The 20,644-nt window shown below is 64.2% G+C and carries 19 protein-coding genes and 1 pseudogene; 12 read left to right on the top strand and 8 right to left on the bottom strand.

Going from position 1 to position 20,644, the window contains the following annotated elements:
* Positions 1-14: 14 nt before the first annotated feature.
* The gene (locus ACQY4S_RS24240; protein WP_428487748.1) at positions 15-314 is read right to left on the bottom strand and encodes a hypothetical protein; all 300 of its coding nucleotides are present in this window, start codon (positions 312-314) and stop codon (positions 15-17) included.
* Positions 315-590: 276 nt separating this feature from the next.
* Between ACQY4S_RS24240 and ACQY4S_RS24235 the strand changes: the two genes are divergently transcribed.
* Together ACQY4S_RS24235 and ACQY4S_RS24230 are read left to right on the top strand one after the other, a co-directional pair.
* Positions 591-1,469, top strand: a complete 879-nt coding sequence (locus ACQY4S_RS24235; RefSeq protein ID WP_428487747.1) for an SOS response-associated peptidase — start codon at positions 591-593, stop codon at positions 1,467-1,469.
* A gap of 102 nt (positions 1,470-1,571) precedes the next feature.
* Positions 1,572-1,781, top strand: coding sequence for a hypothetical protein (locus tag ACQY4S_RS24230; protein WP_428487746.1), 210 nt, complete (start codon positions 1,572-1,574; stop codon positions 1,779-1,781).
* A gap of 27 nt (positions 1,782-1,808) precedes the next feature.
* Here ACQY4S_RS24230 and gluQRS read toward each other — a convergent pair whose 3' ends face one another.
* On the bottom strand, positions 1,809-2,645 hold the full coding sequence (gluQRS, locus tag ACQY4S_RS24225; protein ID WP_428487745.1) for a tRNA glutamyl-Q(34) synthetase GluQRS: 837 nt from the start codon (positions 2,643-2,645) through the stop codon (positions 1,809-1,811).
* A 50-nt stretch (positions 2,646-2,695) separates the two neighbouring features.
* Between gluQRS and ACQY4S_RS24220 the strand changes: the two genes are divergently transcribed.
* Both ACQY4S_RS24220 and ACQY4S_RS24215 read left to right on the top strand, forming a co-directional pair.
* Positions 2,696-3,343, top strand: coding sequence for an alpha/beta hydrolase (locus ACQY4S_RS24220; RefSeq protein ID WP_428487744.1), 648 nt, complete (start codon positions 2,696-2,698; stop codon positions 3,341-3,343).
* Positions 3,344-3,496: 153 nt separating this feature from the next.
* Positions 3,497-4,057: an HNH endonuclease gene (locus tag ACQY4S_RS24215; RefSeq protein ID WP_428487743.1), complete on the top strand. Its 561-nt coding sequence runs from the start codon at positions 3,497-3,499 to the stop codon at positions 4,055-4,057.
* Positions 4,058-4,241: 184 nt separating this feature from the next.
* Here the strand turns inward: ACQY4S_RS24215 and ACQY4S_RS24210 are convergent, their stop codons facing one another.
* On the bottom strand, positions 4,242-5,537 hold the full coding sequence (locus ACQY4S_RS24210; RefSeq protein ID WP_428487742.1) for an NtaA/DmoA family FMN-dependent monooxygenase: 1,296 nt from the start codon (positions 5,535-5,537) through the stop codon (positions 4,242-4,244).
* A gap of 209 nt (positions 5,538-5,746) precedes the next feature.
* On the opposite strand from ACQY4S_RS24210, the gene ACQY4S_RS24205 reads away from it, so the two are divergent.
* On the top strand, positions 5,747-5,947 hold the full coding sequence (locus ACQY4S_RS24205; protein ID WP_428487741.1) for a hypothetical protein: 201 nt from the start codon (positions 5,747-5,749) through the stop codon (positions 5,945-5,947).
* 276 nt (positions 5,948-6,223) lie between these two features.
* Here ACQY4S_RS24205 and ACQY4S_RS24200 read toward each other — a convergent pair whose 3' ends face one another.
* Positions 6,224-7,060: an SDH family Clp fold serine proteinase gene (locus ACQY4S_RS24200; RefSeq protein WP_428487740.1), complete on the bottom strand. Its 837-nt coding sequence runs from the start codon at positions 7,058-7,060 to the stop codon at positions 6,224-6,226.
* A gap of 409 nt (positions 7,061-7,469) precedes the next feature.
* Between ACQY4S_RS24200 and ACQY4S_RS24195 the strand changes: the two are divergent.
* A pseudogene (locus tag ACQY4S_RS24195) lies at positions 7,470-8,331 on the top strand (IS1 family transposase).
* Positions 8,332-8,336: 5 nt separating this feature from the next.
* Here ACQY4S_RS24195 and ACQY4S_RS24190 read toward each other — a convergent pair.
* Positions 8,337-8,957 (bottom strand): hypothetical protein, encoded by a 621-nt coding sequence (locus ACQY4S_RS24190; protein ID WP_428487739.1) that lies wholly within the window; start codon positions 8,955-8,957, stop codon positions 8,337-8,339.
* A gap of 119 nt (positions 8,958-9,076) precedes the next feature.
* Between ACQY4S_RS24190 and ACQY4S_RS24185 the strand changes: the two genes are divergently transcribed.
* Positions 9,077-9,331: a hypothetical protein gene (locus ACQY4S_RS24185; RefSeq protein ID WP_428487738.1), complete on the top strand. Its 255-nt coding sequence runs from the start codon at positions 9,077-9,079 to the stop codon at positions 9,329-9,331.
* Between the two features lie 14 nt (positions 9,332-9,345).
* Positions 9,346-9,636: a hypothetical protein gene (locus ACQY4S_RS24180; RefSeq protein WP_428487737.1), complete on the top strand. Its 291-nt coding sequence runs from the start codon at positions 9,346-9,348 to the stop codon at positions 9,634-9,636.
* Positions 9,637-9,815: 179 nt separating this feature from the next.
* On the opposite strand, the gene ACQY4S_RS24175 is transcribed toward ACQY4S_RS24180, so the two are convergent.
* Positions 9,816-10,388 (bottom strand): TetR/AcrR family transcriptional regulator, encoded by a 573-nt coding sequence (locus ACQY4S_RS24175; protein WP_428487736.1) that lies wholly within the window; start codon positions 10,386-10,388, stop codon positions 9,816-9,818.
* Between the two features lie 120 nt (positions 10,389-10,508).
* Between ACQY4S_RS24175 and ACQY4S_RS24170 the strand changes: the two genes are divergently transcribed.
* Both ACQY4S_RS24170 and ACQY4S_RS24165 read left to right on the top strand, forming a co-directional pair.
* A complete protein-coding gene (locus ACQY4S_RS24170) occupies positions 10,509-10,907 on the top strand; it encodes a hypothetical protein (protein ID WP_428487735.1) in 399 nt (132 codons plus the stop codon).
* Between the two features lie 86 nt (positions 10,908-10,993).
* Positions 10,994-11,923: an alpha/beta fold hydrolase gene (locus ACQY4S_RS24165; protein ID WP_428487734.1), complete on the top strand. Its 930-nt coding sequence runs from the start codon at positions 10,994-10,996 to the stop codon at positions 11,921-11,923.
* 373 nt (positions 11,924-12,296) lie between these two features.
* Here the strand turns inward: ACQY4S_RS24165 and ACQY4S_RS24160 are convergent, their stop codons facing one another.
* Positions 12,297-13,076, bottom strand: coding sequence for an enoyl-CoA hydratase (locus ACQY4S_RS24160; RefSeq protein ID WP_428487733.1), 780 nt, complete (start codon positions 13,074-13,076; stop codon positions 12,297-12,299).
* Positions 13,073-13,885 (bottom strand): SDR family NAD(P)-dependent oxidoreductase, encoded by an 813-nt coding sequence (locus tag ACQY4S_RS24155; RefSeq protein WP_428487732.1) that lies wholly within the window; start codon positions 13,883-13,885, stop codon positions 13,073-13,075. The genes ACQY4S_RS24160 and ACQY4S_RS24155 overlap by 4 nt, the downstream gene beginning before the upstream one ends.
* Before the next feature lie 76 nt (positions 13,886-13,961).
* On the opposite strand from ACQY4S_RS24155, the gene ACQY4S_RS24150 reads away from it, so the two are divergent.
* Both ACQY4S_RS24150 and ACQY4S_RS24145 read left to right on the top strand, forming a co-directional pair.
* Positions 13,962-16,916 carry a helicase-related protein gene (locus ACQY4S_RS24150; protein ID WP_428487731.1) on the top strand — a complete coding sequence of 985 codons (2,955 nt, stop codon included), beginning with the start codon at positions 13,962-13,964 and terminating at the stop codon, positions 16,914-16,916.
* Positions 16,913-20,623, top strand: coding sequence for an Eco57I restriction-modification methylase domain-containing protein (locus ACQY4S_RS24145; protein WP_428487730.1), 3,711 nt, complete (start codon positions 16,913-16,915; stop codon positions 20,621-20,623). The genes ACQY4S_RS24150 and ACQY4S_RS24145 overlap by 4 nt, the downstream gene beginning before the upstream one ends.
* Positions 20,624-20,644: the final 21 nt, after the last annotated feature.

Genomic DNA, 20,644 nt, shown 5'->3' with positions numbered 1-20,644 from the left:
CCGCGAAGCAACCCTTATCCCAGGTCATGCATGACGGCCGGCATCCAGTTCGCCGCGCGCCGCGCCAGCCGCCTGTCGGTCGTTTCCCCGTCGTAGTCGGGCCGTACGGCCTCCTGGGTAAATGCCGCACGATCGTGCAGACAGAGCGTGTTGACGACGGCGCGAGGACCCGCGGCGGTTTCGCAGACCGCGCCGATGTAAACCCCGCACCGGCGGCAAAGCAGATAATCCGCGGTGCGCGAACCGAACCGATAGCGCTCCACCAGAGTCCAGTCGACGGCCTGGACAACCACCTGCCCATCGGGATCCGACACCGTTCGCGTCGCATGCGTTCGGCAGAACGAGCAGGCGCACGAGCGCAGGAGGTTCTCCACCGGCGGCTTCGTCAGCCGCACATGGACTCGAAGATTTTCGCAATGACAGCCACCCTGATGCTCCATGAACTCGCTCTTTCACCTCATCGGCGACATCCACCGGCCGAAGTCTTAATTGATGCGGATGCTACAGCAGGGCGTCCGGCCGGGCTAGCTGGCTCCGCCCGAGGGCCCTGCTGGAACGGGGTCCTGCCGGAACACAGGAGGTTTTTTCCGATGTGCGGACGCTATGCCACCTTTCTCCCAGCCGAGGCGATCGTCGCCCTGTTTCAAACCAAGGGTGCCACGCCGAACTGGGCGCCCACCTGGAACATGGCGCCGACGCGTGATGCCCCGGTGATCCGGCTGCATCGGGACAGCGGCGAGCGGCGGCTGGACCTGCTGCACTGGGGCCTGGTGCCGCATTGGGCGAAGAGCCCGAAGGCGATCCGCATGACGATCAACGCGCGGGCGGAGACCCTGGCGACCACGCCGATGTTCCGCGACGCCTTCGCAGCCGGCCGGCGCTGCCTGATCCCGGCCGACGCCTTCTATGAATGGCAGGCGACCCAGGACGGCAAGATCCCCCACGCCATCGCCCGCGCGGACGGTCAGCCCATGGCTTTCGCCGGCCTGTGGGAAGGCTGGCGCGGCGTCGACGGAACCTTGATCCGCAGCTTCGTCATCATTACCACGACAGCGAACGACATGCTGCGACCGCTGCACGAGCGGATGCCCGTCGTGCTGGAACCCGCATCCTGGCCAGCCTGGTTGGGCGAGGACGCGGGGGATGTCGTCCGTGCGGACGCGGGGGATGTCGTCCGTGCGGACGCGGGGGATGTCGTCCGTGCGGACGCGGGGGATGTCGTCCGTGCGGACGCGGGGGATGTCGTCCGTGCGGACGCGGGGGATGTCGTCCGTGCGGACGCGGGGGATGTCGTCCGTGCGGACGCGGGGGATGTCGTCCGTGCGGACGCGGGGGATGTCGTCCGTGCGGACGCGGGGGATGTCAGCACCTTGCTGCGTCCGTCCGCGGCCGCGTTCCGCATCTGGCGGATCGGAACAGCGGTCAACCATGTGCGGAATGATACGGCCGAGCTGCTAAATTCCAGTTAATATGATGGCAAATGTTCGTTTGACGTGATGATGCCATGATCAGGTCTTGGTTCCGGCGAAATCGGATGCCACTGTAACGGCGCGTAAGACAGGAGATTCATTATGCGCAAGTTGCTGCTCGCATCTGCCGCCTTGACTGGCATGTTCACATTGACGGCGCTGAACGCCTCGGCCGCGCCGGCCACGGCTCTGATCGGTGTACAGGCGGAGCCGTCGCACGCTTTGGTCACCAATGTCGATTACTACTACAACCATCACCACTACCATCATCGTCGGCGTGACGAGCGTGGTCACTGGCACTACTGGGACTAACGCATTCGGCTCCTTGAGCCCCAGCGTCTAGAGGCGCGCGAGGATATGCTCCGGCGGGATGCCCGCATCTCGCATGGCGCGCAGTGTCGCCGCCTTGTCGCGCTTGGCCAGCCGTCTGCCATCCTGATCCAGCAACAGCGGGTGATGCGCGTAAGCCGGAGTTGGCCAGCCCATCAGTGCCTGAATTACCCGCTGCGGATCGGTGGCGGACTTCAGGTCCGCGCCACGGGTTACCAGGGTGACACCCTGCACCGCGTCATCATGCGTTACGCACAGGTGATAGCTGGCGGGCGCATCCTTGCGGGCGAGCACCACGTCGCCGAACCGCCCGGGATGGCAGGTGATCCAACCCTCGGCTTCCTCATGATAGATCAGTGGATGGCTGACCCGTTGCAAAGCCGCCGGCATGTCCAGGCGCAGCGCGAAGCGATGCCCCGCCGCGATGCGGTCGGCGCGCTCGGACACCGACAGGCCACGGCAGATCCCGGGATACAGCGGGCTGCCGTCAGGCGCATGCGGCGCGGCGGTGGAGGCGGCGACCTCGCGCATGATGTCGGCACGGGTGCAGAAGCAGGGATACAGCAGGCCTCGTCCCGCCAGATCGTCCAGCACCGCCTGATAATCCCCCAGATGCGCCGACTGAACCCTGATCGGGCCATCCCAGTCGAGGCCGAACCACGCCAGATCTTCGGCTATCGCCGCCGCGTATTCGGGGCGGCAGCGGCCGGGGTCGATATCCTCCAGGCGCAGCAGGAACCGGCCACAAGGCGCTCGCGCGCGTCGCCATGCATTCACCGCGGCGGCGGCGTGACCCAGATGCAGATACCCGGTAGGGCTAGGAGCGAAGCGTGTGACGATAAACATGACGACCAGCCGCAGACTACTTCAATCGCATGGAAACGGGAGACAGCACGATGCCGACATTGGACGCGATCCATTGGGGACCAGCCTCCAAGGCCACGCCGAAGCAGCTTGTCGTGCTGTGTCACGGCTTGGGCGCCGATGCCTACGACGTGATCGACATCGCCCCGGCCTGGGCGCACGTCTGTCCGGACGCGCTGTTCGCATCGGTCCACGCGCCGTTCCGGCACGACTCTGGCTTCGGCCGGCAGTGGTGGAGCGTCGCCGATCGCTCGCCCGCGGTTGTCGAGGCCGGCGTGCGCGCCGCGGCGCCGTATCTGCACGGGTTCATCGACGCCGAACTGGCGCGGCTGGGGCTGCCGGCGGGCGCCTACGCGATGATGGGGTTCAGCCAGGGGGCTATGATCTCGCTGTTCACCGGCTTGCGCCGGCGTGTCGCGCCGCGGGCGATCCTGGCGTTCTCGGGCGCATTGATCGCGCCGCAAACGCTGGCGACGGAGCTTGTCAACCGCCCGCCCGTGCTGCTGGTGCATGGCGAGGCGGACGATGTCGTCCCGGTCGCCCGCTCCCGCGACGCCGAAACTTCACTCCTAGCCGCCGGCATCCCGGTCGACCTGCACACCATCGCGCGGCTCGGCCACGGCATCGACGACACCGGCCTGTCGTTCGGTGCGCTGGCCCTGCAACGCGGTTTCGCATGACGGAACAATGAATGCCGGATGCGCGCCCGCGATGCAGGTTGCAGCGCCTGTGGCCGTCTGTCATAGACCGTATGATTTTCGGCGGCGCGTGCGCGGGTGATTCGATGACGACGGATCGCTCAGGCGGTGCACGCTGATTAAAGGGAGCGGCTTGTGCCTGACGGCGGACTGCATTTCCCGGCGCTGGTGCTGAACGCGGATTTTCGTCCGCTGTCGTATTTTCCATTATCCCTGTGGTCGTGGCAGGACGCGGTTAAGGCCGTGTTCATGGACCGGGTATCCGTGCTCAGCGAGTACGAAACCGAGGTCCACTCGCCCAGCATGAAGATGCGCCTGCCCAGCGTCATCGCGCTCAAGGATTATATCCCGTCGGCTCGGAAGCCGGCGTTCACGCGGTTTAACGTGTTCCTGCGTGATGCGTTTCACTGCCAATATTGCGGCAGCCGGTTCCCGACGCCCGACCTGACGTTCGACCACGTGGTTCCCCGCTGCCGCGGCGGCCGGACGACATGGGGCAACGTCGTGACCGCCTGCGGCGGCTGCAACCTGCGGAAAGGCTCGCATCTGCCGCGGGAGATCCGGATGTTCCCGCGGTCGACGCCCCGGCAGCCGACGACCTGGGAACTGCAGGATAATGGACGGGCCTTCCCGCCGAACTATCTGCACGAGAGCTGGCGGGATTATCTTTACTGGGATACCGAGCTGGATAGCTGAGCCACGATAGGTCCACCGCCTTCCGCGCGATATGCCCCGCTGCGTCCCGTCCCGCCGGCAGCCCTGGCCGCACCCCCTGGCCGCACCGGGCAATCGGTCGTTGAACGTGCCGAAACGGCGCCGTTAAATGCGATCCCGCCGTTCCCGCTGCCGATCGCCGGAGGCGGGACGCGACGGCGAGGATTCAGAACGCCAGCAGATTGTCCCGGAAATGCGCATGGGAATAGGCTGAGCGCGTCAGCCCGCGGCGCTTCAACGCGGGCACCACGCCATCGGTAATCTCGACAATCGTCTTCCGCGTCAGCGGGTCCTGGATCAGGATGCCGTCGCCGCCGATCTCCTGCATCACCGTTCCCATGTCCGCGGCGATGCTGTCGGCGGTGCCGACGAAATCCAGACCGCCGCCGCCGGGGTCCAGCAGCATCTCCCGCAGCGTGCGGCTGCCGTCGCCCGAGAGATACGCCTCGAACGAGGCGCGCGAGGCATTCGTCGTGAGCTTGGGCAGCGGCGCATCCAGATCGAATTTGGAAAAGTCGATCATGCTGAGGTACGACATGCCGGCGAGCCTTGTGTCGATCTGATCCGCCAGTGCCGCCGTGATGCGCGCCCGCCGGTCGTCGGCATCCTGCATGGTGTCGCCCATGACCACCGATGTGGCGAACAGCACCTTCAGGTCAGCCGGCCGGCGTCCGTGCGCGATCATCTGCTCCGACATGCGCTGACGGAAGCGTTTCGCCGCTTCGACGCCGCGGACCTTGGCGATCACTGTGTCGGCATGCTTGGCGGCGAAGGCGATGCCGGCGGGGGAGCCGCCGGCCTGGGCGATCACCGGGCGGCGCTGCGGCCCGGGCGCGGTGTTGAGCGGGCCGCGCGACTTGTAGAAGCGGCCCTCGAAATGAATGGGGTGAACCTTGGCGGGATCGGCGAACACACCGGTCGCGGCATCGGCGACGATCGCATCCGGCTCCCACGACGCCCACAGGCGGTTGACGACCTGCATCCACTCGTCGGCCATCTCGTAGCGCAGATCGTGTTCATAATGCTTCTCCAGGCCGAAGTTCTGCGCCGCCCGGTCGTTGTGCGCGGTGACGATGTTCAGCCCGACGCGGCCATGCGTCAGGTGATCCAGGGTTGCCGCCAGACGGGCGGCGAGGAACGGCGGATAGAAGCTTGTGGTGACGGTGGCGACGATGCCCAGGCTTTTTGTTGCGTGACCGAGCAACGGAACCAGCGGCAGCGGGTCGCTTTTCGGCACGGCGTAGGCGTTGCGCAGATACCAGTCCGGCGCGCCACCGAACGCATCGGCGACGAACGACCCGTCCTCGATCAACATGTAGTCGAAACAGGCGCGTTCGAGGGCGCGGGCGAGATCAATGTACAGGTCCGGTTCCATCCAGTCCGACCCGATGGTCCCGGACCACGGCTGATTCCATTCGTGCACCGAGTAGCCTTTTCCGACGAACCATCCGAGGTGGAACATGATGCGGCCCTGCTGTGCTGATCCGGTCCAAGACGCTTTATCCGAAGCGTGAATGCGCGAGTTTAGAGCAATAATCATGCCGGCATGATCGCGGGCGGCGTGGCGGGTAGTGTCTCAGCTTGAATAAAGTCTTATCGGGCATTTCTCGCCCAATGAGCGCAACGGTGGTATCATAGCGGCATGGCTTACGAAGCCAAAGGGAACCGCTTATGACCGACACGGCATACGAGATTCTTCAGGACGGTGACGTTTATAAAATCCGGATAACTCGTCTTGGAAGCTTCATTCAGGCGGCAGGCGGCTTCTCGTCCCGTGCTGATGCTGAATCGTGGATTGCGCAGGATCGGCGCATTGCGGTCATAGCCGAGAAGAAGGAGCCGATGGCTTCTGCGCATCTGCGGGCTGTTTAGGCCGTGCCAAAGACTCCTAAGCGCCCGCGCGACCCAAACCAATTAGCCAAGCAGATCGTGGATATTGCCAGTGGCGAAGTGACGGAGGATAGACCCGAGGCCCCCACGCCAGCGCAAGAGTTTGCACGAAGCGGCGGGTTGAAGGGCGGGAAGGCGCGCGCCAACGCGTTGACGCCAGAGCGACGTGCTTCGATTGCCCGGAAGGCTGCTGAACGGAGGTGGGAAAAACCCTAAAATATATATGAACCTCGCCAATCGCATCTAGAGGAAGGACCTTTAGCTCTCCATCGGAGGCCTAGCGACGCTATAGAGCGCACCCTCTGTAATCTTTCCGATGTTATCTTGTTTTGTGTCGAAATCGTAAAGGGAATAAAGAAGCCACACCCGTCTCCAAAGCGTCGAATCGGGTTCCATCCATTTAACCGATAACTCCAAATTCAGGGCTTCGTCATGATCTATAACCGCTCCGTGAGAGCCATATCCTGTCGCCGATGATAGTTTTTCGACTGCGGTGGTGATAATGGCGCCAGCCCTTCCCTTGAGAAGGCCAGTAGGTAGATACCGGTTCGCAAGATGCTTCGCTCTTGCCATATCAGCTTTTGCTATACTTCTAAGTATTGCTGGTTGCGAATCATCAGTCGCAACAAATTCGGCTGATACCGATCCATAATCCGGCAAGTTAATTTGTGGGTCTATTGGCCCTAGCTCTGAACTCACGCCGAGCAATAACTCCTGCGCAGATAGCGCAATTAAGGTGCCCCCGCTTTTAGCCCAGCTAGGGACAATAACGCGATAATTGACGTGCATTTGTCGCAGTACACCAACAAACTTTTCTACTGAGTCAATGAGACCGCCTGATGTATGAAGCAGCAAATCGATGTCACTGGTTTCTACGCCCTCCAACACCTCTGCTAAATCGTCGGCGTCAGTCTCCGAAATATACTGGTCAAGCCGCGAAAAATAGACCACCAGCTCTCTTTTTGTCTCATCTTCGATATCGTTAATTAAAAGCTGTCGAAGGTAGCGATCCTTCTCCTTTGCCCAATATTTTGACGATTGAGCTGGGAGATCAGGAGTCCGTGGGAATTGCCTTTTTGCCTTTCTTTCCCTCATAACTACGAAAACCTACTTGCCTTTCTGCTGGATACAACGTTGCGCTTTTTAAGTTAGGCTCCATTTTTGGTGAAGGAAATAGCGGGCGCCTAGTCTCTAAAGGCTTGGTAGGAGCCACTTTCCCCCGTTCCGGGCGTGTTGTTATCTTGCGCATGATCTATCCCTCGCGACTTGTAACACCTCTGGCAGAGGGGGCTCCTCACCCCTACGTTCCAATCTCCGACTGACAGATTTCCGCTTTTTGCGTCAGTCACTATGCTGCCCAACAGCACTGCATCGTCCCATTGATCTTGGGTTCGCGTTAAATCAAAAATCTGTCATTACGGCATTAAATGGTTGACACAAGGTTCTTGTCTAAGAAGCACTTTACCGCGAGTCGTCAGATTTCGGGCACCACCTAAACGCATGTATGAACAAGCTCCCCCGCGAGACCCGCATTCAGATCATCGCCCTTCTCACTGAGGGCATGAGCCTGCGTGCCATTACCCGCACAACGGGCGTGAGCATCAACACGGTGACGAAGCTTCTGATCGACGCCGGCAAGGCGTGCTCCGAGTTCCAGAGCCTCGCGTTTCGCAACCTGACCTGCCGCCGCATCCAGGTCGATGAGAGTTGGGCTTTCTGCTACGCCAAGCAACGCGACGTCGAGACAGCCAAGGCCGCTCCTGAAGGCGCTGGCGACGTTTGGACCTGGACGGCGATCGACGCGGACACGAAGCTGATCCCATCCTGGCTCGTCGGAGATCGCAGCGGCGAAACTGCCAAAGCGTTCATCTCTGACCTTGCCAGCCGCTTGATCACGCGGGTTCAACTGACCAGCCACGGACACAAGACCTACTTACAAGCCGGCGAGCAGGCCTTCGGCGGCGACATTGATTACGCCATGCTGGTGAAGCACTATGGCGAAGTAGCGGAGCCGGCTGGCCGCTACAGCCCCGGCATTTGCACAAGCATCGACAAGGAAGCCATCACCGGCAGTCCTGACCCCAAGCATGTCAGCACAAGCTATTCCGAGCGCAGCAACCTGACCATGCGGATGCACATGCGCCGGTTCACGCGGTTGACCAACGCTTCCAGCAAGAAGATCGAGAACCACGCCTATTCTGTGTCGCTGCACTTCATGGCTTACAACTTCGTCCGCATCCACGGGTCTCTGAAATGTACTCCGGCTATGGCGGCTGGTGTTTCTAAGCGTCTTTTGGGGTATCAGCGATATTGCGACGGTAATCGAGGAATGGGAAGACCGGCAGGCGACGCGTGAGGAAAGGTGACCGGATTACTCAGCTGCATCAGTCAACAATGGAGCATCATACCTTTGAGCGGCTGTCGCTCTACGCCGAAAGATGGTCACAACGCGAAACCGATGGTTGGTGGACTTCACCATTCCTATTACGGCTTCCACATCAAATGTATCTTTACGATACATTGGCAAAACCTGATCCAGCCAGACAATATGCGCGCCAGGAGAAAGGCCACGCAAGGCGGCCAAGACGGTGTTCCGTTTGACCATCGTTGTCTGATATCGTTCGGCGTCTTCCACACTATAGGGCGGATCGGCAAGAACGAGATCATACATTGCCAGCGGAACACGCTCTAGCCTCTGCGCATCATCCACATAGGTTGGCGATAGGTCGGGATTGATGTCCACCGTGTCGCCGGGAAGCGTTGCTAGATCAACTTTTCCGCTAAATAGATGCAAGACGCGGTACTTGTCAGGAAAAAGAGAATGAATGCGCTTAAGATATCCAGCTGGATATCCGCCGTAATATTCTGACTTCACCCGGTAGTCGTTGCCCATGATCCACGTGCCAACCACGCGGCCGTCTCCCGCCACGAACAGGCTGCGAGGGAACTTTGTCGCTCGCACATAATTTGTGATTCTGTCTTCCCACTTCATAAGCGCCTCCCCCATAACCAGAATCATAGTGTGGAAACATCAATGGCATAGTACCAGAGCGGTTGGTACAATGCTGGTATGCGTGCGGTACATGGCTTCTAGAGAAAAAGAGGTTGGTTATGGACGTGACGCTGACCGCTTCTGAAGTGGCGGAAATAGATAAGCAGCACCCGGCAACAGCGTCGGATGGAGGATTTCAAGGCCTGATGGTCAGCTTGCAAAAGAGGATTGATCGAGCATCTGGCCAATTGCAGCTAACCGCTGATGATCTCCGACGCATTTCGATGTACGCATTCGATTACAAGAATGGTGGATGGGAGAATCGGCTCAAAGCCGCGTTTAGCCGGACACTTGGCTCAAAGCTTGGACGATAAGGCGGTATACTCCATTGCTGTTCGTGGTCGTCCGCGAGGTTGAAGGGTTACGGAACGAATTTGCCGTCTTCGCCAACTTCGAGGCTGCAACCGAGTGCTACGAGGACGCGGCTTACGTCGTTCGCAACGCTCCTGGCGAGGGAGTGGCTGATGATCTGACTATTATCACCGCATGCGTTCTTTATGCGGCGGATACCCTGGACCCCGACCTTGCAGAAGCTTTGGCAGCAAGGGACGAAGCTATAATGATAGAGTCAGAAGAATGGAACAATAGGATTAACCTCCGCACCCCAAACTCAAACTGAGACACTACCGCCTGGCGGCGTTGACCCTCGCCGGCGGTTCAGACCAGCAGCAAGCTCGGCGTGCACGGCTGGCGGCTTTGTCGCAAGCGGACATCGCCAAACGAGGTCGGGCCTGAAAGCAGGCAGCCATGAACCTGAGTGCCAGGAACCGCACGGACGAACCGGGCCGCGTTCCGCCATCAGCCGCGGCTTTCCAGTGCCGTGAGCAGCACCGAAACCTGCAACGCGATAAGCCGGCGCGCGTCGGCTGCATCGACGGCGGTTTCCCGAAAGCCGCGCATGGCGAAGATGAGGACACGCGCCAGCTGTTCCGGCGTGGCGTGCAACGACGACGCGGCCGCCGGTTCGATGAGCAACTCGGCGATCAGCGCCTGGAACTTGGCATACATCTGCTGGACCGGGATGAACGCCAGATTGAACAGGTCCTTGGCGTCGGGATGGGCGGCCATGAGCTCCATGCCATGCGCGCCCCAGGTTTTACAGGCAAACAGAACCTTCTCCCGGGATGTCGGCAGCTTCGGCAGGACTGCGCGGATGCCGGCGAGCTGATCATCGTTCATGCGCTGGATGACGGCGGCGAACACCTCTTCCTTCCCAGCGAACACCAAATAGAGCGCTGGCCGGGAGATGCCGACCCGTTCCGCGATGTCGCCCATCGTGGTGCGCGCGAAGCCATACCGCAGGAACACCTCGGTCGCCGCTTCAAGCACGCGTTCCTCTCGCGAGACCGGCGCTTTTGATGGCTGTCGCATGCCCGCTACTTGACAGTTTGACGGGAGATGTCAAATGGAGGGCTTGACTGACGGACTGTCGTGAAATGTCAGTTCGTCCATTATCATTCTGTGGAGATCTCTCCAATGCGAACGGTCAAGATGACAGCGGGCGCCGTCCAGGCCGCGGCCGGTGTAATCCCCGAAGATGTTCCGATCGTCATGCTCAACATGCTGCGCTATCGAGAACATGCGGATTACGGTGATCGCACGGATGTTGCGCCGTGCTCTGGACGGGAGGCGTTCCTGCAGCGTTATTCTCCACTCGTACGCCAGATCATGGGCGAGGGCTCGCGGCTCGTTTGGCTCGGTCATGTGCTCGCCCCCGTGGTCGCACCGGCTGATGAGCCATGGGACGACATAGCGCTGGTGGAATATCCCAGCTTCGCGGCGTTCCGGCGTCTGACGGAACATCCAAGATACCTGGCGGAAGCGGCTTTCCATCGGACCGCCGCGCTCGAGGACTCGCGGCTAATTGCGATGGTCAAGGCGATGCCATGAATGACGCACCCCTCGCCGAACGATGCATTGACACAGTTCGGCAGCGGACCGCCTGGATCGAGGCGGGCCCAGCTGACGGCCCGCTGATGATCTTCGTTCACGGCTGGCCCGAACTCGGCATCGTCTGGCGTACGCAGCTCGATCATTTCGCCACGGCCGGCTGGCGCTGCGTCGCGCCGGACATGCGCGGCTATGGCGGCTCATCGGTGCCAACCGCGACGAACGCATACACCGTCCGCGAGCTGGCTGCCGACATGATCGAGCTGCACGATGCCCTCGGCGGCGCGCCGGCGGTGTGGGTCGGGCACGATTGGGGCAGTCCAGTGGTCTGGGCGCTCGCCTCGCATCACGCTGACCGCTGCCGCGCCGTCGCCAACATCTGCGTGCCCTACTTCGCCCGCGGCCTTGCATTGCCCAATCTTTTGCCGCTGATCGACCGTGCGCTTTACCCGGCCGATGAATATCCGGTCGGTCAATGGGACTACTTCCTGTTCTACCGGGAGAATTTCGCCCACGCCGCACAGGAGCTAGAGGCCGACATCGCGGCGACCGTGGCCGCGCTTTACCGGGCTGGATCCCCCGACGCGGTCGGCAGGCCCGCAAGAAGCGCCAGCATCCGCGCCAATGGCGGCCGGTTCGGACCGGCTCGCCGAGCGCCTGTCATGCCGCGCGACATGGCGATGTTGTCGCAGGCCGATTACGACAGGTTCGTCGCGGCGTTCAGCGCGACCGGCTTCAGCGGCGCCAATGCGTGGTACATGAATGATGCGGCAAATCTCGCCTATGCCGCCGAGGCGCCGAACTTCGGCGGGCTGACCCTGCCGGTGCTGTTCCTCCATGCGGCATGGGATCCGACCTGCGAAACCGCGCATGGCCGACTTGCCGATCCGATGCGCGCCGACTGTGCCGACTTGAGCGAGGCAATGATTGACGGCGGCCATGCGCTGATGCTGGAACAGCCCGCCGCGGTCAATGGTGCCATGACCCAATGGCTTGCCGCGAAACGGCTGGATTGATTATTGGCGTTGGTCGCGGTGATGGTTCCGCTGCATTAGAAAGATCAAGAGGTCGCTTCACGACCCGTGGTTTCTGCGTCAAGGCCATCATCCGCGATGATGCAATTATCCCGAGCGGCTTCTGTGTTGATCAGTCGGTGCGACCGTCTCCATCGCCATGGTGGGTGAAGGCCCATTGTCGCTAACATAGTGCTCGGGAGGGCGGTCTTGACGCACCCAGTCATGGCCGGCGAAGGTCGGCCATCCGCAGCTGCGATATTGGAGGCGCTAAAGGCGTGGATGGCCGGCCTCCGCCGGCCATAACGAAGGGCGTAGAGGCCGCTTCCGAAGCGCTAGTTCCACGCCGCTGGCCGGTCGCCGGAGTAGCCGAACCTCAACCAGCCTTCCGTGCCTTCAACCGGTGAATTGCCTCATTCACCATCCGCGTCGGCTCGTCGGACTGATACGCCTGATACATGCAGCGGATACCGGCCTCGATCGCGTCGCTGACCGGCATCGCCTCCCACTCGCGTATCAGGTCCTTTTGCAAGCGGATTGCCTTTGGCCCGGCTTCGACGATAGAGGACACCCATGACCGCAGCGCCACATCAAGCTCCGCTGCCGGAACGACCTTCTCCACCAGGCCCCAGTCCAGCGCGGTGCGCGCGTCGATGTTGTCGCCAGTGTAGACCAGCAGTTTGGTGCGGCCCCAGCCGATCAGGCGTGGCAGCAGCGCGGCCTCGACCACCGATGGCAGCCCGATCTTCACCTCCGGCATGCCGAACACGGCGTTGTCGCCGGCGATGTGCATGTCGCAGGCGGCCATCACCTCCAGCCCGGCGCCCAGGCAGAAGCCGTTGACCCGCGCGATCACCGGTACCGGCAGGTCGCGCAGCACCTGGCACATGCGGTGGATCAAGGTCAGGAAATCGCGTGCCCGCGGTGGGTTCAGCGCGCCGAGTTCCAGCAGGTTGGCGCCCCCCATGAAGGCCCGATCGCCTTCCCCCGCGACGATCAGCACGCGCAGGCCGGCATCGTCCGCCAGCGCCGTCACCGCATCGATGAACGCAGTGATCTGCGCGGTCCCGAGGCAGTTCAACCGCGCCGCGTTGTTGATGGAAACGGTGGCGACGGCGCCATCGTCGGAGCGATGCACCAATACCGCGTCTGTCATGGCGATGTCCTCTGGTTCCAGCCAATCGGGCCGCGGAACGGCCGCATGTCGGGGTAGCCGCTGACCGCCCAGGCACCATCGACCAGCAGGCTGGCGCCGTTGACGTAGCCGGCGTCGTCGCTGGCGAGGTACAGCGCCGGGCCGGCGATTTCCTCGGGCTGCGCCGGCCGGCCCATCGGGATACGGGCCTCGAACGCCGCCAGCGCGTCAGGGTTGTCGAAGTGCCGGCGGGTCAGCGGGGTTCGCACCAGTCCCGGCAGGATGGCGTTCACCCGGATGCCGAATTCGGCGAACTCCAGCGCGCCGTTGCGCGACAGCATCTCGACGCCGGCCTTGGCGGCGACATAGGCGGACCCGGCGTGCATCGGCACGTGCGCGTTCAGTGAGGCAATGTTGACGATGGCGCCGGTGCCTTGCCGCATCATCTGCCTGGCCTGGTGCTTCATGCCGAGGAAGACGCCCTTCAGGCACAGGTCGACGGTGAAGTCCCAGTCCGCCTCGGCCAGATCGACGATGTAGCCGGCGCGGGCGCCGCCGGCGACGTTGAACGCGGCATGCACGGCGCCAAAGCGGTCGACGGCGGTCGCCACCAGCGTCTCGGCCGAGGTTTCCTGGGTCACGTCGCCCTCGATCGCCACAAAATCCGGCGCGACAAAGTCCGGGCCAAGATCGCCGGTCGCCCGCAGATCGGCGCCGACGACCTTGGCTCCCTCCGCCAGCAGTCGTCGGGTGATGGCTAGGCCGATGCCGGAGGCGGCGCCGGTCACCACCGCGACCTTGCCGGCAAACCGGTTCTGCAATGCGATCATAGGCATCCTCCCCGCCCGCGTTAAGGGTTTGGCAACCTGATCATGGTTCCGTGCCGGCGTTCAACCTGGAACGTGCATGGAAATCTCGGTCGGGATCAAGGTGGCGGCGCGCGGCCTGGAATGGGACGTCATGGAGGTCGAGCCGCTGGGCTCGCGGCAGCGCCTGCGTCTGGCCTGTGCGGCCGGGGACCTGCAAGGCCTGGAATGGGACGTGCTGCACCCGCCCGAGACGGTGACCGTGCTGCGCACCGACCCGCGGCCGGAGGATGCCGGCCCGCTGGATGCCTGGCGGCGCTACCATATCGCCTGCCTGCTGGAGCAGATACCGGGCGCCCCGGCGCCTCCGGGCCGGGTGGCGATCGAGGCCTACCAGCGCGTCCCGTTGCTTCGCGCGCTGGACATGGTGCGGCCACGGCTGCTGCTGGCCGACGGCGTCGGCCTGGGCAAGACGATCCAGGCCGGGCTGATCGCCGCCGAACTGATCGTCCGCCGGCGCGGCCATCGCATCCTGGTGGTCTGCCCACCCGGCCCGCTGCTGCGCCAGTGGGAACAGGAGATGCGCATCCGCTTCGGCCTGCGCTTCACCCCGATCACCGACAGCGCCAGCCTGCGGGACGCCCGCCGCGGCCTGGAACTCGGCGGCAACCCCTTTGATGCGGTGGCGCTGTGCCTGACCTCGATGGATTTCGCCAAGCAGGACCGCGTGCTGGCGGAACTGGAGCGCGTCGCCTGGGACCTGGTGATCATCGATGAGGCGCATCATTGCGCCGGCGGCAGCGGTGCGGCCAGTGGGGAGGCCAGTGGGGAGGCAAGCCAGCGCCGGCGGCTGGCCGAGGTGCTGGCGCGCCGCGGCGACGGATTGCTGCTGCTGACGGCCACCCCGCACGATGGCCACGATCCGCACTTCGCCTCGTTGATCGCGCTGCTCGACCCCAGCCTGGTCGATGGCGCGGGGCGCCTGGTCGGCAATCTGTATCGGCGGCATGTGGTGCGCCGGCTGAAGTCGCATATCCGCGATCCCAGGACCGGCACGCCGATGTTCCGGGAAAGGGTCATCATTCCGGTGCGCGTCGACATGACGGACGCGGCGCCGGCGCGCGACTTTCATCAAGCCTTGTCGGCACTGGTGGCACCACGGCTGCGCCAATCCGGCGGCCGGGGCGGCGCACCGGACGCGCTGGCCTTCGTCAGCTTGCTGAAACGATCGATGTCGAGCATCGCCGCCTGCGTCGCGACGCTGCGCGTGGTGGCGGCGCGCTATGCCGATCCGGTGGGACCGCGGCGGGGGCGGCAGCGCGCGTTGCGTGCCTGGCGCCGGCGCCTAGCGCGGTTCGGCGTGCTGGAGCCGTCCGCCGAGGAAGAATTCGCACGATTGGAGGCCGAGGAGATGGCCGCCAGCCTGACCGGTGGCGAAACCCGGGCTGCCCTGGCGGCGCTGATCCGGCTGGGCGAGGCCGCCGCCCCGGCTGATCCGAAACTCGCCGCGCTGGTGCTGGAAATACGGCTGATCCGCCTGGCCCATCCAGCCGCCAATATCCTTGTCTACACCGAATACGCCGACAGCCAGCGTGCCGCCGTCGCGGCGCTGGCCGCAATCGGCGGCACCGTGCTGACGATCAGCGGCGCCGACTCCGAAGCCGATCGCACGCAGGCGGCGGAGCGCTGCGCCGCGGAGGAATGCGTGATCTTGGTCAGCACCGATTCGTTGGCGGAGGGGCTGAACCTGCAGCAGCGCTGCCATCACCTGATCCACCTCGATCTGCCCTACAACCCGAACCGGCTGGAGCAGCGCAACGGCCGCATCGACCGCTATGGGCAGCGCAACGATCCGGAGATCCGCTACCTGTATCTCACCGGCACCTTCGAGGAACGCCTGCTGCTGCACCTGATCGCGAAATACGAGAAAGCACGGGCGTGCCTGTTCTTCATGCCCAATACGCTGGCGGTGACAGCCGATCCGGCTGCCTTGCGCGAACCCTTGCTCGCCGGTTTCGCCGAACGGCCGGACAATCTGTTCAGCGGTGCGTCACGGCTGGTCCATTCGCTGGACCTGGCGGCGGAGGACGAGGCCAGCGACTCTTACCGCGACCTGCTGCGGGAGATTGACCGCGCGTTTCAGAGCTTTGACCGCATGGCTGTCCGGCATGGCTGGATGGCTGGCGGCGGGGCGGCTGATCCGCCGGCGGAACCGCTTGATGCGGGGATCGATGTGCCGGGTTTCATCGCCTCGGTTCTGACGCCGGACGGGGCTGCCTTTCGCGTGCCGGCCGAATGGTGGCGGGACCTCGACGGACTGCCGGGGTTCGACCGCACGAACGGCATGGTGCGGCTGACGGCTGATCCCAGGTTGGTGCGCGACGCCGACGGACGCGGACTGATGTATCCCGGTCGGTCTCACCCGCTGACGCGGCGCGCGATCGCCTTGGCACGAAGCGGCCGGACCGGGCGGGTCAGCGCGGCGCGCGCCGACACGGTATCGCTGCTGATGACCTATGCGGCCGAGGTCGGCAGCCAGTTCCGCACGGTCTTCGCGCTGCGCCTGTTCCCGGACGGCACCTGCCAGGAACAGGCGGATTTCCTGTCGCTTGCCGCGCCTGGCAAGATGTCGCTCGAGCCCTGGGCCGACCACTTCGCCAACTGGGCGCCGCGGCGGATCACCGCCGCTGCCCGGCGGGCCGCCGCGGTGGCGGACAGGCTCGCGACGGCATTCGACCGGGCGCATCAGGACCGGGTTGAACGTGCGGCGGCCACCGCGCGGGCATGGCTGGAGCGCCGCGCCATCGAACTCTGCGGCCCGGTTGTTCGCGTGACCGGCGACCTGTTCGAGGCTGGGCCTGTCCTTGGCGATTGGCGCGCCTGGCCGGTAGCCGAACAGCGCCTGGCCGGGTTCATCGGCGATGGAACCGTGCCTGCCGCGCAACGTCGCGATGCCACCGAAAGCTTGTCCCGGTATCGCGCGATCATCGCCGACCAGACGCCACTGCCGCAGCCGACGGTCCGCACCCTGGGAATGCTGATGCTGTGCCCGTGAGCCTTGATCTGGGTGATGTCGAACTGTCCGGATCGGCGATGACCGCCTCGTTCGTGCGGGATGGGCTAACCCAGGTGCTGGACCGCCATGGCCTGCTGCCGCAAGCACCTGAGCCGGCCTGGGACAGTGTTCACCAGGCGCTGCGCCGCGGCAACACGCCGCACTTCTTGACAAAACTGAGCAAGGCTCTTGGCTACCAGCGCCGTCTGCGTCAGGACCCGATCGCGACGCGGGAGGGGCGGGAGGACGGCGGCTGGCTGCTTCAGGCCGCAAACGGCACATGCCTGCGAGTCTGGGCGGTGTCCGGCGGCGGCGGCCTGGACGCGCCCGCGCGGGCCAGTCCCACGCGGATCGCACAACGCGTCCTGTTGTCCTGCAATGAACGGGCCGGCCTGCTGACCGATGGCGAGGCGCTTCGCCTGCTGCTGAGCGAGCCGGAGCGCGCCGACAGTTTTCTTGCGATTTCCCTCGACGCCTGGCGCGACAGTCCGCTGCCGCCGGATTCATACCGCCTGCTGCTGGCGCTGGCGGGCGCATCGGCACTGCCGCATCTGCCGCCGATCCTGCAAGCGGCCCGCCTGCATCAGGCCCGCGTCACCACGACGCTGCGCCGCCAGGCGCGGGAGGCGATCACCGGCTTCATCAATGCACTGCCGCGCATCACCGATCTTGATCCGATGGCGCTTTGGCGGGAAGCGCTGGTGCTGGTCTACCGGCTGCTGTTCATCCTGAAGCTGGAAAGTCCATCCGAACCGGGCGGCGGGTTCAGCTTCGCCTCGACCCGGCTGTGGCGGACGGCGCTGTCGCCGAACCACGCCCTAGGCCCGCTGGTGCGGCGGCATCTGGACCTTGGCGTCGACACCGGACGAATGCTGGAAGCCGGCTTGCGCATGCTGTTCGGCATTTTTCGCGACGGGCTGAGCTGTTCCGAGCTGCGGATCGTGCCGTTGGGCGGCGCACTGTTCGGTGCGGACACGACGCCGCTGCTCGACCGGCTGGACTGGGGCGACCGGGCCGTGGCGTTGCTGCTGGACCGGCTGATCTGGCTGTCCGCCAGTGGCGGCGAACGGGTGCGGGTGCATTACGGCGCGCTGGACGTCGAGGACCTGGGCAGCATCTATGAGGGGCTGCTGGAGCAGGAACCTGGCATCGCAACCGAGCCGCTGATCCGTCTGCGCCACGGCAAGCGGCACGTGGTGATTCCCGCCGGCGGCGCGCCCGCCGACATCGCCGTCGGCGACTTCTTCCTGCGCGGCGGCCTGGGCCGCAAGGCGAGCGGATCATTCTACACGCCGCATGGGTTCGTCCACTTCCTTGTGCGCGAGACGCTGGCGCCGAAAATCGCCGAACTCAGCCCGCCGGATGATCCGCATCCGGCCGCCCTGCTGCGCTTGAAGATCGTCGATCCGGCCACCGGCAGCGGGCATTTCCTGGTGGAGACCTGCCGCTACCTGGGCGAGGCGCTGCTGACCGCCTGTCGGCGCTGCGACGAGCGAGGCTTGCATGACCGCATCGCGGCGCTGCCCGATCCGGACAACACGATTGCGCCCTATCTGCCCAGCCGGGGCTTTTGCGAAATCCGCGCGCGGGCGATCTGCCGACGGCTGGTCGCGGTGCATTGCCTTTATGGCTGTGATCGCAACGGATTGGCGGTTGAACTGGCGAAGCTGTCGCTGTGGCTGGAATCCTACGCCGAGGGCCTGCCGCTGACCTTCCTCGACCACCGTCTGGTAAAGGGCGATGCGCTGACCGGGCCGTTCTTCGCGGCGCTGGCCATCTTGCCGGTGACGGGCGGGGTGCTCGATCCGCTGCTGGCGCTCGGCATCGGCGAGCGATTGAATGCTGGCCTGGGCCTGGCGCGGTCCCTGGTGACGGCGCTGGATGCGTCGATCGGCCGGGACGTGGCCGATCTGGCGGCGAAACAGGCGGTGAAGAACCGGCTGGACGCGGTGCTGCATCCGCTCCGCCATCTGGCGCGGGCCTGGGCCGGGGCGGCGATGCTGCGGGCGCGGGACTGCGACGATGCCTGGCTGGGGCTGGCGCGCCATGTGGCCGGAACGGGCACGTGGCCGGAGACGCTGACGCCGAACCAGCAAGCCCTGATGAACGCCGGGGCGGAGGCGGTGGCCTGGGACCTGGTCTTCCCGGAAATCTTCCCGACGGGATTCTCCGCTGTGCTGGGCAATCCGCCCTGGGATGTGGTGCTGCCCAACACGACGGATTTCCTGTCGGACTACGATCCGTCCGTACTGGACGCGGCAAGCCGAACCGAGCGGGTGACGATCGAACGGGCGCTGCTGTCGCGGCCCGATGTCGCGGCCGCCTTCGCGGCGTATCGCTCCGGCTTCGAGCGGATCAAGAACGTCGTTCGGCGTCTGTACCAGCACCAGCGCGTCAGCGTCGGCAGCGATTCTACCGCCGGAAGCCTGGACCTGTACCGCCTGTTCGCGGAACGCAACCTGCAACTGGCGGCTGACGACGGGGCGATCGGCATGCTGCTGCCCTCCGCCTTCCATGCCAACGAGGGCAGCACCGGGATACGCCGGCTGTATCTGCGGGATGCCGAACTGGCCTGGTGCCTGTCGTTCGAGAACCGCCGCCGGGTGTTCGACATCGACAGCCGGTTCAAGTTCGACCTTGTCGTTGCCCAGCGCCCGGGTCCGACGCGGTCGATCCGATGCGGGTTCTATCTCGACAGGATCGAGGATGCCGAAGACCGTACGAAGATCATGACCTACAGCCGCGAATTCCTGGAACGCACCGGAGGTCCCAGCCTGACACCGCTTGAATTGCGCGGTGCGGCCGACCTGGCCATCGCCGAACGGCTGTTCACCGTTCCTGAACGCCTGAAGACCTGGTGCGAACGGCACCGCTTGCATCTGGGCCGCGACCTGCACATGACCGACGATGCCGGCTGCTTCAGGACGATCGGTGCCGGCAATCTGATCGTGCACGAAGGAAAGACGTTTCATCAATATACTGATACCTGGACTGCAAAGCCGCGCTATGCCGTGCTCTCCGATACCGTGCAACCCGCTGTCGCCGCAGCCGCTGGCTACTACCGGCTGGTGTTCCGCGACATCGCCCGATCCAACGACGAACGCACGATGATTGCCTGCCTGGCGCCACCCGGGACGGTGTTCGGCCATACCGCGACGGTGGAGAAAGTCCCTTGGGCCCGCGCCAACGCCGATGCGCTGGTGTTGTGCGCTCTGTTCAACGCATTTCCGTTCGACTGGCTGGTGCGGCAGAAGGCGGCGACGCATCTCAGCCTGTATATTCTGGACGCGCTGCCGGTTCCCCACCTGGACGAAACCCAGCGCCGTTTCCTGGCCCACGCCGCGCTGCGGCTGTCCTGCATTCATGACGGCTACGACGCGTTATGGCGGGAACAGGTTGGTGGTCCACGAGATGAACCGCGAGCGTGCCCGACCGTGCGGGCGGCGATCGACGCCGTGGTGGCGCATGCCTACGGGCTGGATCGGAAACAGTATGATCATGTGCTGTCCAGCTTTAGTCACCGGTCGCATCCGGCGGCCGTCAGGCTCTGCCGGGCCGCCTTCGAATCGTTGCTCGTCGTAGGCATGGAGGCGTTCTGTCGGCGGCACGATCCGCACTGGCACGTGCCGCTGGTGATGGCGTCAGCACAGCTTGTCGGCCTTGCCGGTCAGCGCCTGCATGCCTCGCCGGCGTTAGTCATTGGTTAACCTCTCCCTTGTTACGTGATC

The sequence above is a fragment of the Rhodopila sp. genome (assembly GCF_965276935.1).
In the GTDB taxonomy this organism is placed as follows: Bacteria; Pseudomonadota; Alphaproteobacteria; order Acetobacterales; family Acetobacteraceae; genus Rhodopila.
Note: the sequence above shows the minus strand (reverse complement) of the source record. Positions and strands in the feature narration are given on the sequence as shown.